Source organism: Anabaenopsis sp. FSS-46, assembly GCF_029891665.1.
Classification (GTDB): Bacteria; Cyanobacteriota; Cyanobacteriia; order Cyanobacteriales; family Nostocaceae; genus Anabaenopsis; species Anabaenopsis arnoldii.
Genome location: NZ_JANQDG010000045.1, coordinates 1 through 12534, shown reverse-complemented (window position 1 = coordinate 12534; position 12534 = coordinate 1). Strand labels below are relative to the sequence as shown.

The 12534-nt window shown below is 41.7% G+C and carries 10 protein-coding genes and 2 pseudogenes; 8 read left to right on the top strand and 4 right to left on the bottom strand.

What is annotated here, in order from left to right; genetic code table 11:
- From NWP21_RS04610 to NWP21_RS04590, 5 genes are all read left to right on the top strand, one after another.
- Nucleotides 1-358, top strand: a 358-nt coding sequence (locus NWP21_RS04610; RefSeq protein WP_280791789.1) for a DUF4351 domain-containing protein, incomplete at its 5' end; no start/stop codon positions are given.
- A gap of 127 nt (nt 359-485) precedes the next feature.
- Nucleotides 486-743, top strand: coding sequence for a hypothetical protein (locus NWP21_RS04605; RefSeq protein WP_280791788.1), 258 nt, complete (start codon nt 486-488; stop codon nt 741-743).
- 251 nt (nt 744-994) lie between these two features.
- On the top strand, nt 995-1498 hold the full coding sequence (locus NWP21_RS04600) for a hypothetical protein (protein ID WP_280791787.1): 504 nt from the start codon (nt 995-997) through the stop codon (nt 1496-1498).
- A gap of 214 nt (nt 1499-1712) precedes the next feature.
- On the top strand, nt 1713-2477 hold the full coding sequence (locus NWP21_RS04595; RefSeq protein ID WP_280791786.1) for a fimbria/pilus periplasmic chaperone: 765 nt from the start codon (nt 1713-1715) through the stop codon (nt 2475-2477).
- Nucleotides 2478-2616: 139 nt separating this feature from the next.
- On the top strand, nt 2617-5175 hold the full coding sequence (locus tag NWP21_RS04590; RefSeq protein ID WP_280791785.1) for a fimbria/pilus outer membrane usher protein: 2559 nt from the start codon (nt 2617-2619) through the stop codon (nt 5173-5175).
- Here the strand turns inward: NWP21_RS04590 and lnt are convergent.
- Entirely contained in the window at nt 5144-6721 is a 1578-nt protein-coding gene (gene lnt, locus NWP21_RS04585; RefSeq protein ID WP_280791784.1) for an apolipoprotein N-acyltransferase, read from the bottom strand. The genes NWP21_RS04590 and lnt overlap by 32 nt on opposite strands.
- The gene (gene gyrA / locus NWP21_RS04580; RefSeq protein ID WP_280791783.1) at nt 6702-9284 is read right to left on the bottom strand and encodes a DNA topoisomerase (ATP-hydrolyzing) subunit A; all 2583 of its coding nucleotides are present in this window, start codon (nt 9282-9284) and stop codon (nt 6702-6704) included. Before gyrA ends, lnt begins: the two co-directional genes overlap by 20 nt.
- 640 nt (nt 9285-9924) lie before the next feature.
- Here gyrA and NWP21_RS04575 point away from each other — a divergent pair.
- From NWP21_RS04575 to NWP21_RS04565, 3 genes are all read left to right on the top strand, one after another.
- Nucleotides 9925-10143, top strand: a complete 219-nt coding sequence (locus NWP21_RS04575; RefSeq protein ID WP_271733530.1) for a hypothetical protein — start codon at nt 9925-9927, stop codon at nt 10141-10143.
- A gap of 48 nt (nt 10144-10191) precedes the next feature.
- On the top strand, nt 10192-11112 hold the full coding sequence (locus NWP21_RS04570; RefSeq protein ID WP_280791782.1) for a histone deacetylase: 921 nt from the start codon (nt 10192-10194) through the stop codon (nt 11110-11112).
- A 284-nt stretch (nt 11113-11396) separates the two neighbouring features.
- Nucleotides 11397-11534, top strand: coding sequence for a hypothetical protein (locus tag NWP21_RS04565; protein WP_271733528.1), 138 nt, complete (start codon nt 11397-11399; stop codon nt 11532-11534).
- Between the two features lie 124 nt (nt 11535-11658).
- Here the strand turns inward: NWP21_RS04565 and recR are convergent.
- A pseudogene (recR, locus tag NWP21_RS04560) lies at nt 11659-12252 on the bottom strand (recombination mediator RecR); the annotation flags it as partial.
- A gap of 161 nt (nt 12253-12413) precedes the next feature.
- Nucleotides 12414-12534 (bottom strand): annotated as a pseudogene (locus tag NWP21_RS04555) (photosystem II q(b) protein); the annotation flags it as partial.

Sequence of the window (12534 nt, the reverse complement as noted above, 5' to 3'; positions counted from 1 at the left end):
GGTTATGATTTTACCAAAAGCACTGGAAAATCAATTGTGGTCAGAATTTAAGCAATTTGAGCAGGAGCGGACTATGAGGTATGTTACCACCGGCGAGCGCATAGGTTATGAACGGGGAATACAAGAGGGTAGACAAGAGGGTAGACAAGAGGGAATACAAGAGGGAATACAAGAGGGTAGACAAGAGGGTGAACTAACCCTGATTCTCAAACAACTAAAAAAACGATACGGTGAATTATCCCCAGAATTACAGCAGCGCATCCAGTCTCTTTCTCTCCACCAATTAGAAGCCCTGGGGGAAGCTTTACTAGATTTGGGTAGTATGGCGGATTTACTGGCTTGGTTGGAATCCCAGTAATTACTGTGGGGCGCTCTTGTCTCCCTATTTTCAAATACTAAATGAATGCAGGGGCGATCGCCACTTACTCCTTCTATGGTTTATGAAGATAGAGATGGGGTATTTACGGTTTATAGGAGAAAAAATAATGACAGTTACAACCCCCAAGAACATGACCTTGGAAGAGTTTCTGCAATTTGATGATGGTACAGATAATTTATATGAATTGGAGAACGGCAAATTAATTTCTATGCCTTTAGAAATTGAGCTAAATCGTCGGATAGCCATGTTTTTAAAGGTGACGGTTTTGCAGTGGGTAGAAGGTTTGTATGAGGAGCAGGTTTTTACTGGTGATATGGTGATTTGTTCCCCAATTTGTACGATAAAATACGTAAACTTTAAATAAATACAGTATTTATACTATTTTGCGGGGGGGGGGTAAGTGATATTATGTACGCACTTATTAAAAAATTGCAACTTAATTGACTTCTACCTTTTCTAAAAACTTTCAGGAGATGGTAAGGGTAATTCATGAATTACCCCTAGATCAAAACCAGGTTTTTAGTCCAATGTTGCATAAGTCCTGACAAAAAGAAGTGGGAAGACAGTTTAAAGTCAATACTTCCCGAATTTGTTTTATTTAAACACGGAGTTACAATGTTTTTACGTCGTTTTTTAATTTCTTCCAGCTTAATCCTTAGTCCCCTTGGTTTTGGATCTGCTGCGTTTGCTCAGACAACTAGTACTATTGATCTTAGTCTCACAGTGCCTGCAACAGCTAGCATTGCATTAACCGCAACAGCTGAAGCTAGTAACTTACAAAACAGCATACAATTAGCTCAAACAGGGATACAAACGCCTATAAAAATTGCTGACTTTACTGTTACAACTAACGCAGTAGGAGTAACCTTAACTGCATCCTCGACTAATAACGGCCAATTGAGAAGTCAGGCGGGAGATTTTATTCCAATTCCATACAAAATTCAAGTACAAGGTGATGGAGGTGCAGTTCCAAACAGCGTGAATTTTAGCACTTTAAACAACTTCTCAAGGTATGTGAGCGGCAATATAGACTTATACATTGAGATAGAGAACCCAGGTAGTTTACTTGCAGGAACCTACACTGATACCCTAACCTTAACAATTTCCACTGATAGTTAAACCTTTAATTTTAGGACTTACGTAAGATGTGACTGAAAACCTTATTCTTGCGTAGGGGTAATTCATGAATTACCCCTACTTTCGTTCCCTTTTGCGTAAGTCCTCCTTGTCTTCCTAGTCCTGCCTTAACAGATAATATTAAAAACCTACCCTTGTCAGGGGTTAGGGAGGGGTAAAAACATTTAATCTAACTGTATTTGATCACAATCAAATCATGAAAATCTCAATTCAACATTTTTTTAGCTTTATTTTTTTCGTAGTATTAAGTAGCATTTCACCAGCACTAGCCTTTAAATTAGAGCCAATTTCTAAAGTATTTGAACCAGCAGGGACAGCTGCTACCCAGTCTTATAAAATTATTAATGATACCTCAGAACAAATCGCTGTTGAACTGTCAATGGTGAAACGAAAAATCAGCTTAGAAGGTGAGGAAACCACTGAAAAAGCTGATGATGATTTTTTAGTGTATCCATCCCAAATGATCCTACCACCCCAAAGTGTACAATCGGTGCGAGTGACATGGTTAGGTAATCCTAACCCTGAAAAAGAACTAAATTATCGTATTATAGCTGAACAGTTACCAGTTAACTTGAAAGATACCCAACAATCACCATCACAGGCAATAGCAGCCGGAATCAAAATTACGTTTCGTTACATAGGATCAGTGTATATTCGCCCTAAAAATACACAATCTAAAGTTGTCCTGAATGGCATTACTCACGAAAAATCAAAAGATGGAAATGATCTGTTAGTAATTACTTTTGATAATCAGGGTACTCGCCGGGCTATATTATCAGAATTAAATTTAAACTTAACTAGCGAAAAAGGTACTCAATTTACTCTCAAACCAGAACAATTAGAAGGTGTGAATAATGGGCTGATTTTATCAGGTAATCAGCGACGGTTTTCTATTCCTTGGCCTCAACAATTACCTATAGGCAAAGTCACAGGCACATTTACATTTAAAGATGTTGAATAATCAGCAGTAGGGGTAATACCCTTCGGGAAGCAAGCTACATGAATTACCCGTACAATTAATTACCCCTACAAAACAATAAGGTTTTTAGAACAATTTTGGGTAAGTGTCAATCATCTTCAAAAATAGATTTCCGTCTTGAATGGAACTAAGATTAAATCCTAGTAAATTAAGATTATTTATCTTTTTTTGCTTCAGTTCTAGTTTATTTAATTCTACACCCAGTTTAGGGGAAAATTCACCTTCTCCATCGCCAAATATACTTCCCGAAAAGGAAAACCAAGACCCGACATTTGAGGAGATTTTTAAGAAACCCCGTAACGAAAATCAGAGAGTCGTTGTACCATTTTTTATTGATGGACAACAAAGAGGACAGGTATTATTGACCTTGGGAAATAGTCCCGCAGTTCGTATTCAAGCAGCACCTTTGTTAATAGAAACAGAAAAAGTTATTCGTCCAGATACCCAAGCAAAACTGACAAGTGCGGTTGATACTCAAGGTAATTTAAGCTTAGAAGTTTTGCTAGAAAATGGCTTACAAGCAACTTTTGATCGCTCTAAATTAGAATTACAAATTCAAGTTACACCTGCTCAACGTCGTACTAATGTAGCTAAGTTAAATACTGGTAGATTACCCCCTGATAGTGAAAAAGCGGTGCTTCCCAGCACTTTTAGCGGCTATGTTAATTTTCGCGCTGATAAAGATTATATTTGGTCTGATTCAGGACAAACAAATATAGGACTGCAACCTTTACGTTTAGCTGTAGATGGTACATTGAATTATAAAAATTGGGTGTTTGAGGGACGGGGCAATTTTACAGAAACAAGAGAACCTGCTTTGACTAGGGGAGATTTGCGAGTAGTGCGGGATGCACCAGCAGAAGCTTTACGTTATGTAGTGGGGGATCTGTCTCTTCCCATTACAGGTTATCAAAATAGTAAGCCTCAACTGGGAATTTCTGTGGCTAAAAATTTTAGTTTACAACCTTATTTAGTCACTCGACCCATTAGCCAATTTGAATTTTTCTTAGAAAAAGATTCATTAGTTGATGTATTAGTTAATGGTAGATTACAACGGAGTTTACTGTTACGAGCAGGACGACAAGATATCCGCGATTTACCTTTGAATGGGGGTACTAATGATGTAGAATTAGTGATTAAAGATGATGTGGGTCAGGTGCAAAGATTGAATTTTTATAAACCTGTAGCGGGGGATTTATTAGCACCTGGAGTACAGCAATTTGCCTATAGTGTGGGTGTTCCATCTCTTGAGAGTAAGGGCGATCGCACTTATGATTTTACTCAACCGATTTTGACTTTATCCCATCGTTTAGGTATAACTAATCAATTCACCGCAGGTACTTATATACAAGCAGATTTTAAACAACAACTTGGCGGTTTAGAAGGAGTTTGGGCTACTAATTATGGTAATTTTGCCTGGGATATTGCCCTCAGTCACGATCAGGAATTAGGAATTGATTATGCTGGTAAGTTACGTTATGAATATTTACAAGTTGGGGAAAATAATCCATCTCAACGTTCCTTTCAATTAAGTGTAGAATTTAAAGGACGAAATTTTGTGAGAGTGGGAGAAGCAAACCCACGTAACGATTTTTTATATGATATTACTGCTAATTATAGTCAAACATTATTCTGGAATATGAGAGGAAATTTGAGTACCAGATATCAATTTGGGCGAGATATTCCTAATACTTGTAGATTTTCTCTTCGTCTTTCTAGAACTTTCCGCAACGGGTTAAATGTGAATCTCAATCTCAGTCAAAATCTTGATCAGACTGGTTTTGAAGAACAACGTGCTGACATTAGTTTTTCTTGGACTTTACCTCGAAGTCGTCAATCAATCCAAGCATCTTCTAATATCAATAATAGGGGAGAACCTACCAATAACTTGAATTGGAATTATAACCCGTTGCGAACTATCGGCACGCCAAAACCTTCCCTAAGTTTAACCCAAAATAATCAAAGTTATAATTTGAACGGGCGATTATCTTATACAGGTTATCGTTTTGTTTGGGATTTATCTCATAATGCGGTTTTTGCTAGGGATGGAAATAAGACCATGGCCAATACAACTAAATTTAATGTTGGTACTGCTTTGGTATTTGCTGATGGTTATTTGGGGTGGTCACGTCCTCTGAATAATAGTTTTGCTTTAGTAATTCCCAAAAACAGTATTAAAGGTCAAGAAATTGGTATTAATCCTATTTCCGGTGGTTATATCACCCGCATTGATAATTTAGGATTTGGTGTAATGCCAAATTTAAGTCCTTATAATATTTCTAATATGATCATTGATGCACCTAATTTACCTATAGGAATAGATTTAGGCGATCGCGTTGTCAAGGTTTTGCCAAGTTATAACAGTGGTACATTAGTGCAAGTGGGAACAGATGCTACTGTTTTCTTGCGAGGACAGTTATTAAATGCTAATGGTGAACCTATTTCTTTAGGATCAGGACAAATTGTTGCTGTGGGCGATCGTAATTGGCAACCAATTACTATCTTTACTAATCGATCAGGTAAGTTTGCTACCTCTGGATTAAAACCAGGACGCTATGAAATACGCTTATTTACCGACCCTCCAGCAGTGATTCCCTTTGAAATTCCATCTGATGCTAAGGGCATATATGATACTGGTACACTGAAAATTACTCTGTTAAGCCTGTGCGCCTGTGGGTGAGACGAATAACTTGATACAATAACCCAGCCAACCCCAACAATACAACCGTCAACCAATCACCCCAACGCACGTATAAAGTGCGAGTTTCCCGCTTGTAGATAGTTTCAGCATGAGTTGCATAGGTATTATATCCAGACATCCATAAAGTGTGACCGTGGGGGTCTACAAAGGCGGAATATCCGGTATTAGTCGCCCGCACTGACCATCTATCGGTTTCAATAGCCCGCATTATATCCAAGGCGTGATGTTGAAATGGCATAGAGGGGCTGTAATGAGCATCGTTAGAAGCACTGAGAATAAATTGCCCGCCGGTAGCAGCTTGACGGCGAAATATTTCGGGGAAAGCAGAGTCATAACATATACCAACTATAGCCCGACCAAAGGGGGTATCAAATATCTGATTGGTTTTCCCTGGTACTTGGTGAGCATCCAGAGGTGATAAGCGCCCAATTATACCGCCTAAAATATCCTCAAAGGGTATATACTCCCCCAGTGGGACTAATTTAGTTTTGTCGTAACGGCTAAAAATTTCACCTTTCCCAGTGAAGGTAAATAAACTATTTGTATAACTGGTTCCCTGTTCTCCAAAAGCCCCAACCCAAGCAACTACGCCCTTTTCTTTCACTGCTTGCACTAAGCTAGTGTTGGGGAGGTCGCGCTGGAAATAGGGTAAAGCTGCTTCTGGGGTCAGGACTGCATCAACACCTTGGTCTACTAGATTGTAATATCCGGTGGTGTAACCTGCTAAAGCCCGCCGCAAACCTTGGGGTATAAGTTTTATTTCGTTGGGGATATTACCTTGGATGATTCCCACCTGCAAAGCTGCTGCTGGTGGTTGGGCGATGGGACGGCTATATAAATAAAACCCCAACAGGTGTAAAGTCATGAATAGTGAGATGGCGATCGCCAACTGTTGCTTGACCACCTGACCAGAGGAGGAACTTCTACTGTGGCGGTTAATCCATGCTTCTGCAATTAAACCATTGACTGCAACTATGGCGGCGGTGACGGTGTTCGGTCCTGATAGTTGACCCAGGTGTAAAATTACGAGGTTGTGGGGACTTTGTGTATAAGCCAAGGAACTCCACCACAGGGGTCCAGCACTCCAAAGACTTTCTAATCCGCACCAAATAGCCGTACCAAATAGAACACGTAGCCCCGATTTTTTCCCCCCCCAACGAGCCATAAGCGCCCCCCACAGGGTGAGGAGCAACCCCCCAAGTAGGCTAATAAATGACCAACAAAACAGGGTAATTGCTAAACTTGGTAACCAAGGAACGCCCAACCAGTTCATGGGATGAATCCCAGTAATCCAGGATAGGGCGACACCATGATAGCCAACACCCCAGGCGAGTCCCAGGAGGGGGGGAGATGCAGGAGAGGTAAAAACTAACACCCACAGGGGGGCGAGGGCAACCCAGGCGAAAAACCATGCACCCACGGGGGCTACGGTTAGCCCCATTAAGACACCACTGGCGCAGGCGATCGCATAGGGGAGTAAGTTTTTTACCCTTTCCCTATATTTTTTACTCAGCTGCTTCCACATCTTCACCGCTATCAGGAGGAACTATAGCTACACCATTAATGGCATCATCTTCATCCAGACGCTGCACTCTCACCCCAGTGGCTGATCGCGATTGTATGGAAATGGCATTCACCGCTTGACGGATGATTATACCACGATTAGTCACCATCATAATTTCATCGTTATCATTGTTAACAATGCGTAAGGTGGCTAATTGGTCTTTAATCTTACGGTTTTTGAATTTGGTAGCCATTAAACCCTGACCAGCGCGGTTTTGCAGTCGGAATTGGGCGACTGGTACGCGCTTACCATATCCGCCCATGGTAATCACTAACACCCAAGGACCAATAATACCGTTACTTGGTACTTCTAGGGATTCCTCCTGGATGTCTATGTCTGCGTTGTCTATGTCTGCGGTTTCCTCTGTATTCAGGGTGTCCAGAATGGCGGCGGGGAGTATATCCATCCCTACGAGTTCATCGCCATTTTTTAGTTTCATGGCTCTGACTCCCCGAGTGGCTCTACCCAGAGGGCGTAGCTGTTCATGGGTACATCGAAAATGAATCGCCATCCCTTGACGAGAACCCACTAATATGCTGTCCTCTACTCTAGCCCGGCGTACCCAGCGCAGTTGGTCGCCTTCTTCCAGAGAAATAGCAATTAAGCCGTTAGCTCTGATGTTACTAAATGCAGCTAATTCGGTTTTCTTAATATTGCCGCCTTTGGTGAGCATAACTAGATATTCTTCACTGCTAAACTCATCTACGGGGACAATTGAGGTAATTTTTTCTTCCTTGGGAATGGGTAGCATTTGCACAATGGGTGTGCCGCGACTGGTACGGGAACCGACAGGAATTTGATAAGCTTTTAAACAGTAGACGACACCGCGATCGCTAAAGAATAAAACACTGTCATGATCGCAGCAAGTTAAGAAATGCTCAATCGTATCATCATCTTTGACCTTAGCGGCGGCTTTCCCTCTGGTAGCGCGGCTTTGGGCTTCAAAGGTGTTGACAGGCATCCGTTTGATGTAGCCTTGTTCTGTGACTAAAATGATCGCTTTTTCGTTAGCAATCAGGTCACGCTCATCTATATCGCCTTCACCGGGTAAAATTACTGTACGCCTGGGTGTTGCAAAGCTGGTTTTTAGCTGAGTGACTTCGGTTTCGATGATTTCTAGTATCCGTTCTCGCCGGGCTAAAATATCCTGTAAATCGGCAATTTGCGTTTGTAAATCTGCGTGTTCTTGACGAATTTTATCTGCTTCTAAGGCTGTCAAACGCCGCAGCTGCATCTGTAGGATAGCATCGGCTTGGACTTCTGACAGGCCGTAATTTGTCATTAACTCGGCTTTGGCTGTGGGTGCGTCGGGTGCATGACGAATTAAAACAATAATTGCATCTAATTGAGATAAAGCAATTAGTAACCCCTGGAGGAGATGATCACGAGCTTCGGCTTTTCGCAGTTCATAGCGGGTGCGTCTGGTAATTGATTCGACGCGGAAATCTAGGAAGACTTCTAAGAACTTCTTCAGGGTGAGGATTTCCGGTTTACCATTGACCAGGGCCAGCATATTCGCCCCAAAGTTAGCTTGGAGGGGGGTTTGCTTGTAAAGGTTATTGAGGACTACACGGGGGTATGCATCCCGCTTCAATTCAATCACGATTCTCATCCCATCGCGATCGCTTTCGTCCCGAATATCTGCAATTCCTTCCAGACGCTTTTCATTCACCATGTCGGCGATTTTTTCAATCAACCCCGCCTTGTTAGTTTGGTAGGGTAACTCAGTGATAATAATTGCTTCTCTATCCGGTCGTCCTCGTTGTTCTACGGTTTCAATGGTAGCCACACCCCGCATAGTAATAGAACCGCGTCCAGTGGTGTAGGCTTCCCGAATCGCTGCTGTTCCCAACACCTGGGCCCCTGTGGGGAAATCTGGACCGGGAATATACTCCATTAATTCCAGGTCAGTGATTTCACTATTATGAATCAGCGCCACCAAACCATCAATTAATTCTCCCAAGTTGTGTGGGGGGATATTGGTAGCCATACCCACGGCTATACCGGAGGAACCATTGAGCAATAATTGGGGGATGCGTGATGGTAATACTGTCGGTTCTTGTTGGGAACCGTCGAAGTTATCGATAAAATCTACAGTTTCTGATTCAATATCTTGGAGGAGGGACAGACTAGTTAAAGCTTGTAACCGACACTCTGTGTATCGCATGGCCGCCGGTGGGTCATTATCTACCGAACCAAAGTTACCATGACCGTTAATCAGGGGCGATCGCATAGAAAAATCCTGTGCCATGCGTACCAAAGCATCATAGACCGCTGTATCACCGTGGGGGTGATATTTACCCAAAACTTCCCCAACTACACGGGCGCATTTACGAAATGGGCGATCGTGAGTCAGTCCCAGCTCGTGCATTGCGTAGAGGATGCGACGATGCACAGGTTTGAGACCATCCCTTGCATCTGGGAGCGCCCGACCCACAATCACACTCATGGCGTATTCCAGATAAGACTGGGACATTTCATTGCGCAGGTCTGTGGGGATAATCCTCTCCTGTGAGGTTGTCATAATCTAAAAAACTCCAAAAAATGTAGATTTTAGCCCTTACGCTTGTTGCCAGCGTCAAATTATTCTGAATTAATCTTGAATAATTTCCATATTTTTGTTAACATTATAACATATAATCTCATCTTTTGCACCTAAAGTAACCAGCTAAAATATCGAGAAATAAACTGGAAAACTAGAGTTTTTGCCTATGGTAATATAAAAAACATTATGGATGTGTTTTTAGTAACTATTTTACAAGAAAAAATAACTAGAAACATCTCATTTATAACTAATAGTTTATATTCAAATTAATTGCCAAAAAAAAGTTATTTTAGCCAGAAGATAGTCCTTCGATCCTAAGCAGTCTTAGTCTTACATCTGTAGTTAATCAACTTTTTCCCATACTGGAAATAAGACAGAACAGCCCTAGATTAGAAACAATAATAGTAAATAAAGCAATCCTAAATGATTCATGAACAATTTCTGTTCCCTGTTCCCTGTTCGGTGTGTTCCCTTTCCTCACTCATAATTTCTCAAGTCAAATAGGATGACTATATATTACCATTGAGGTATGGGGAAAATAGGAATTTAACTCCCACTGATAGTACCCCTTCCGTACTACATATCTTAAGGTGAAGACTAGGAGTTAAAATAAATTGCCATGAATCACCAAAAAGTTTTCAACTCAGGGGAAAAAGCTCACCCAGAAGATGCTGCATCTCAATTAAGTCCGGAGGTGCTAGACATGATCAAACATCCTCCCAAAATGGATGATGTCATCCGCGCTCAGTCACCTGCGGAACGGAGGGGGAACCCTGCTTTAGTACCGGAGATGCTAGAGCAACCAATTGATGAAACTCTTGAGGAGCATGAAGGCTAGAGCAACAATCAGGATAGAATAACCCAGAGTATTCTGCTGTGTCTCCTTATGCTATCAGTCATTTATTCTGATGAGTTTCTAGACCACAAAACTGGAAGATATCATCCCGAAAAGCCGGAACGCTTGACGGTAATAGTCAATGCTCTCAACTCAGCCACCTTTGGGGAAAAAATTACTTGGCTTACCCCTACGCCAGCATTAGAAAGGCCATCGCTTATACCCACACTACTCAAAGCCCATGATCTAGCCTACATCAACAAAGTTAAAGAAATTGCCGCCAGTGGAGGGGGTTATTTAGACGGTGATACACCAGTTTCTCCCCGCAGTTATGATGTAGCATTATTAGCAGTAAGTGCCTGGTTGGATGGGGTGGATACTGTACTCACCTGTGCTAACCCGGCTTTTGTCTTAGCACGTCCACCGGGACACCATGCTGAACGTAATACTGGTATGGGCTTTTGTTTATTTTCCCATGCGGCGATCGCCGCTTTATATGCCCTGGAACAACCAGGAGTTAACCGCGTCGCCATTCTCGACTGGGATGTACATCATGGCAATGGTACCCAGGCGATCGTCGAAACTCACCCGCAAATTGCATACTGTTCTTTACATCAGCATCCGTGTTATCCCGGTACTGGGAGAGCTTCTGAGAAGGGATTATATGATCATGTCTTGAATTTACCGATACCCCCTGGTAGTAATATCACTGTATATCAGCCAATCATAGAAACTAGGGTAATACCGTTTTTAGCTGAGTTTCAGGCGGACTTACTGATTGTCAGTGCAGGTTATGATGCTAATCAGTCAGATCCTTTAGCCAATATTAATTTACAGCCTCAAGACTATGCCTTATTTACAAATGCTTGTCTGGGACTAACTCGGAAAATTCTCTTTGGTTTAGAAGGTGGTTATGATTTTACCTCCCTCTCCCAATCTGTATTAGCCACCCTGGAAAGCTGCTTAATTTAACTTAATATATCTTCTAGGGTGCGTCAGACCCTGTGAATTGTGGAAATCAAGAGATTTTTGATATCTGACGCACCTAAATATTAATTTATATATATTTCTGTATTCTAGGTCACAAAAAGCGAATTAAATTCATCTCATGTCCAGAAAAAAAAATCTGTTTACCCCTATAAACTGTCTAAAGTTTTGTTAAGATGCTAATGAAAGTCATTGTTCCATGAGAACTGTTAAATCAGGAAATGGAAACATGAACACTAACAACAGCACAGAGTTGAAAAGGTGAAATAATGAGCACCTATATGTTTTTTGAAGATGCCCTGAGAATGTTTGCTAATATCTATTTGCTATCAGCAGTCATGCTCATAGCAGCTTCTGGTGTTGGTTTAGCAGTGATAGAAACCATTGAAAAAACAGGAGAACGCTAAATAAACCCTCAAAAATGCCAGTTTTACAGACAGACCACATCTACAGGGAAATCACTGTAAAGCTACAGTAACTTAATTTTTACTAGCGATCGCCTTGCAAAACCCCACTTCATGGAATTGAAAACTATAATTCTCTGCGACCCTCCAAGGCTCTAGCTAGTGTCACCTCATCTGCATACTCCAAATCGCCCCCCACGGGTAGACCAAAAGCAATACGTGTCACCTTGGTAAATGGTTTAAGTAGCTGACCGATATACAGGGTTGTTGTCTCCCCTTCTATAGTCGGACTAATAGCCACAATCACCTCTTGGATTTTTTGTTGACTCACCCGCTGCACCAAAGCTTGAATAGTTAGCTGTTCTGCTCCAATACCATCCATAGGGGAAATCACCCCACCCAAAACGTGATACTTACCTTTATATTCGCGGGTTTTTTCCAAAGCAATCACATCACGAGAATCAGCTACCACACAAATAGAGGTATTATCGCGGTTAGGATGACGACAAATTTCACAAACAGGATCAGCAGATAGGTGAAAGCAAACAGAACACAAGCCTATCTGCTTTTTTGCATCAATCAAGGCTTGTGCTAAGGCTTCTACTTCGGCTTCGGGACGTTTTAAGATATGCAACGCCAATCTTTGGGCTGATTTGGGACCAACTCCTGGTAGGCGTTGCAACTGCTCTATTAACCGTGCTAAAGGACGTGCGTAAACCGTGGTTTTATCTCCTGTATTTTCTCATCATCAACTATGATGACATTTTTTCGGTCATGTTTTTAGATTGTGCGATCGCTTCGTCAGCTGGAGTAATTAGGTTAAAAAACAAAAAAAGCCCCCTATCTCTAGGAGGCTTTTTTCGATTCAGCTAAACTTTATGATTAGCCGTTGATTGCAGGAGCAGTCAAAGCAACAGGAGCAACTTCACCAGCAGCCAAGTCTAAGGGGAAGTTGTGAGCGTTACGCTCGTGCATTACTTCCATACCCAGGTTAGCGCGGTTG

Excerpts from the sequence above, each read along its gene's own strand:
- NWP21_RS04605 (WP_280791788.1), top strand. The coding sequence starts at position 486 with ATGACAGTTACAACCCCCAAGAACATGACCTTGGAAGAGTTTCTGCAA.
- NWP21_RS04600 (WP_280791787.1), top strand. The coding sequence starts at position 995 with ATGTTTTTACGTCGTTTTTTAATTTCTTCCAGCTTAATCCTTAGTCCC.
- NWP21_RS04595 (WP_280791786.1), top strand. The coding sequence starts at position 1,713 with ATGAAAATCTCAATTCAACATTTTTTTAGCTTTATTTTTTTCGTAGTA.
- NWP21_RS04590 (WP_280791785.1), top strand. The coding sequence starts at position 2,617 with ATGGAACTAAGATTAAATCCTAGTAAATTAAGATTATTTATCTTTTTT.
- lnt (WP_280791784.1), bottom strand. The coding sequence starts at position 6,721 with ATGTGGAAGCAGCTGAGTAAAAAATATAGGGAAAGGGTAAAAAACTTA.
- gyrA (WP_280791783.1), bottom strand. The coding sequence starts at position 9,284 with ATGACAACCTCACAGGAGAGGATTATCCCCACAGACCTGCGCAATGAA.
- NWP21_RS04575 (WP_271733530.1), top strand. The coding sequence starts at position 9,925 with ATGAATCACCAAAAAGTTTTCAACTCAGGGGAAAAAGCTCACCCAGAA.
- NWP21_RS04570 (WP_280791782.1), top strand. The coding sequence starts at position 10,192 with ATGCTATCAGTCATTTATTCTGATGAGTTTCTAGACCACAAAACTGGA.
- NWP21_RS04565 (WP_271733528.1), top strand. The coding sequence starts at position 11,397 with ATGAGCACCTATATGTTTTTTGAAGATGCCCTGAGAATGTTTGCTAAT.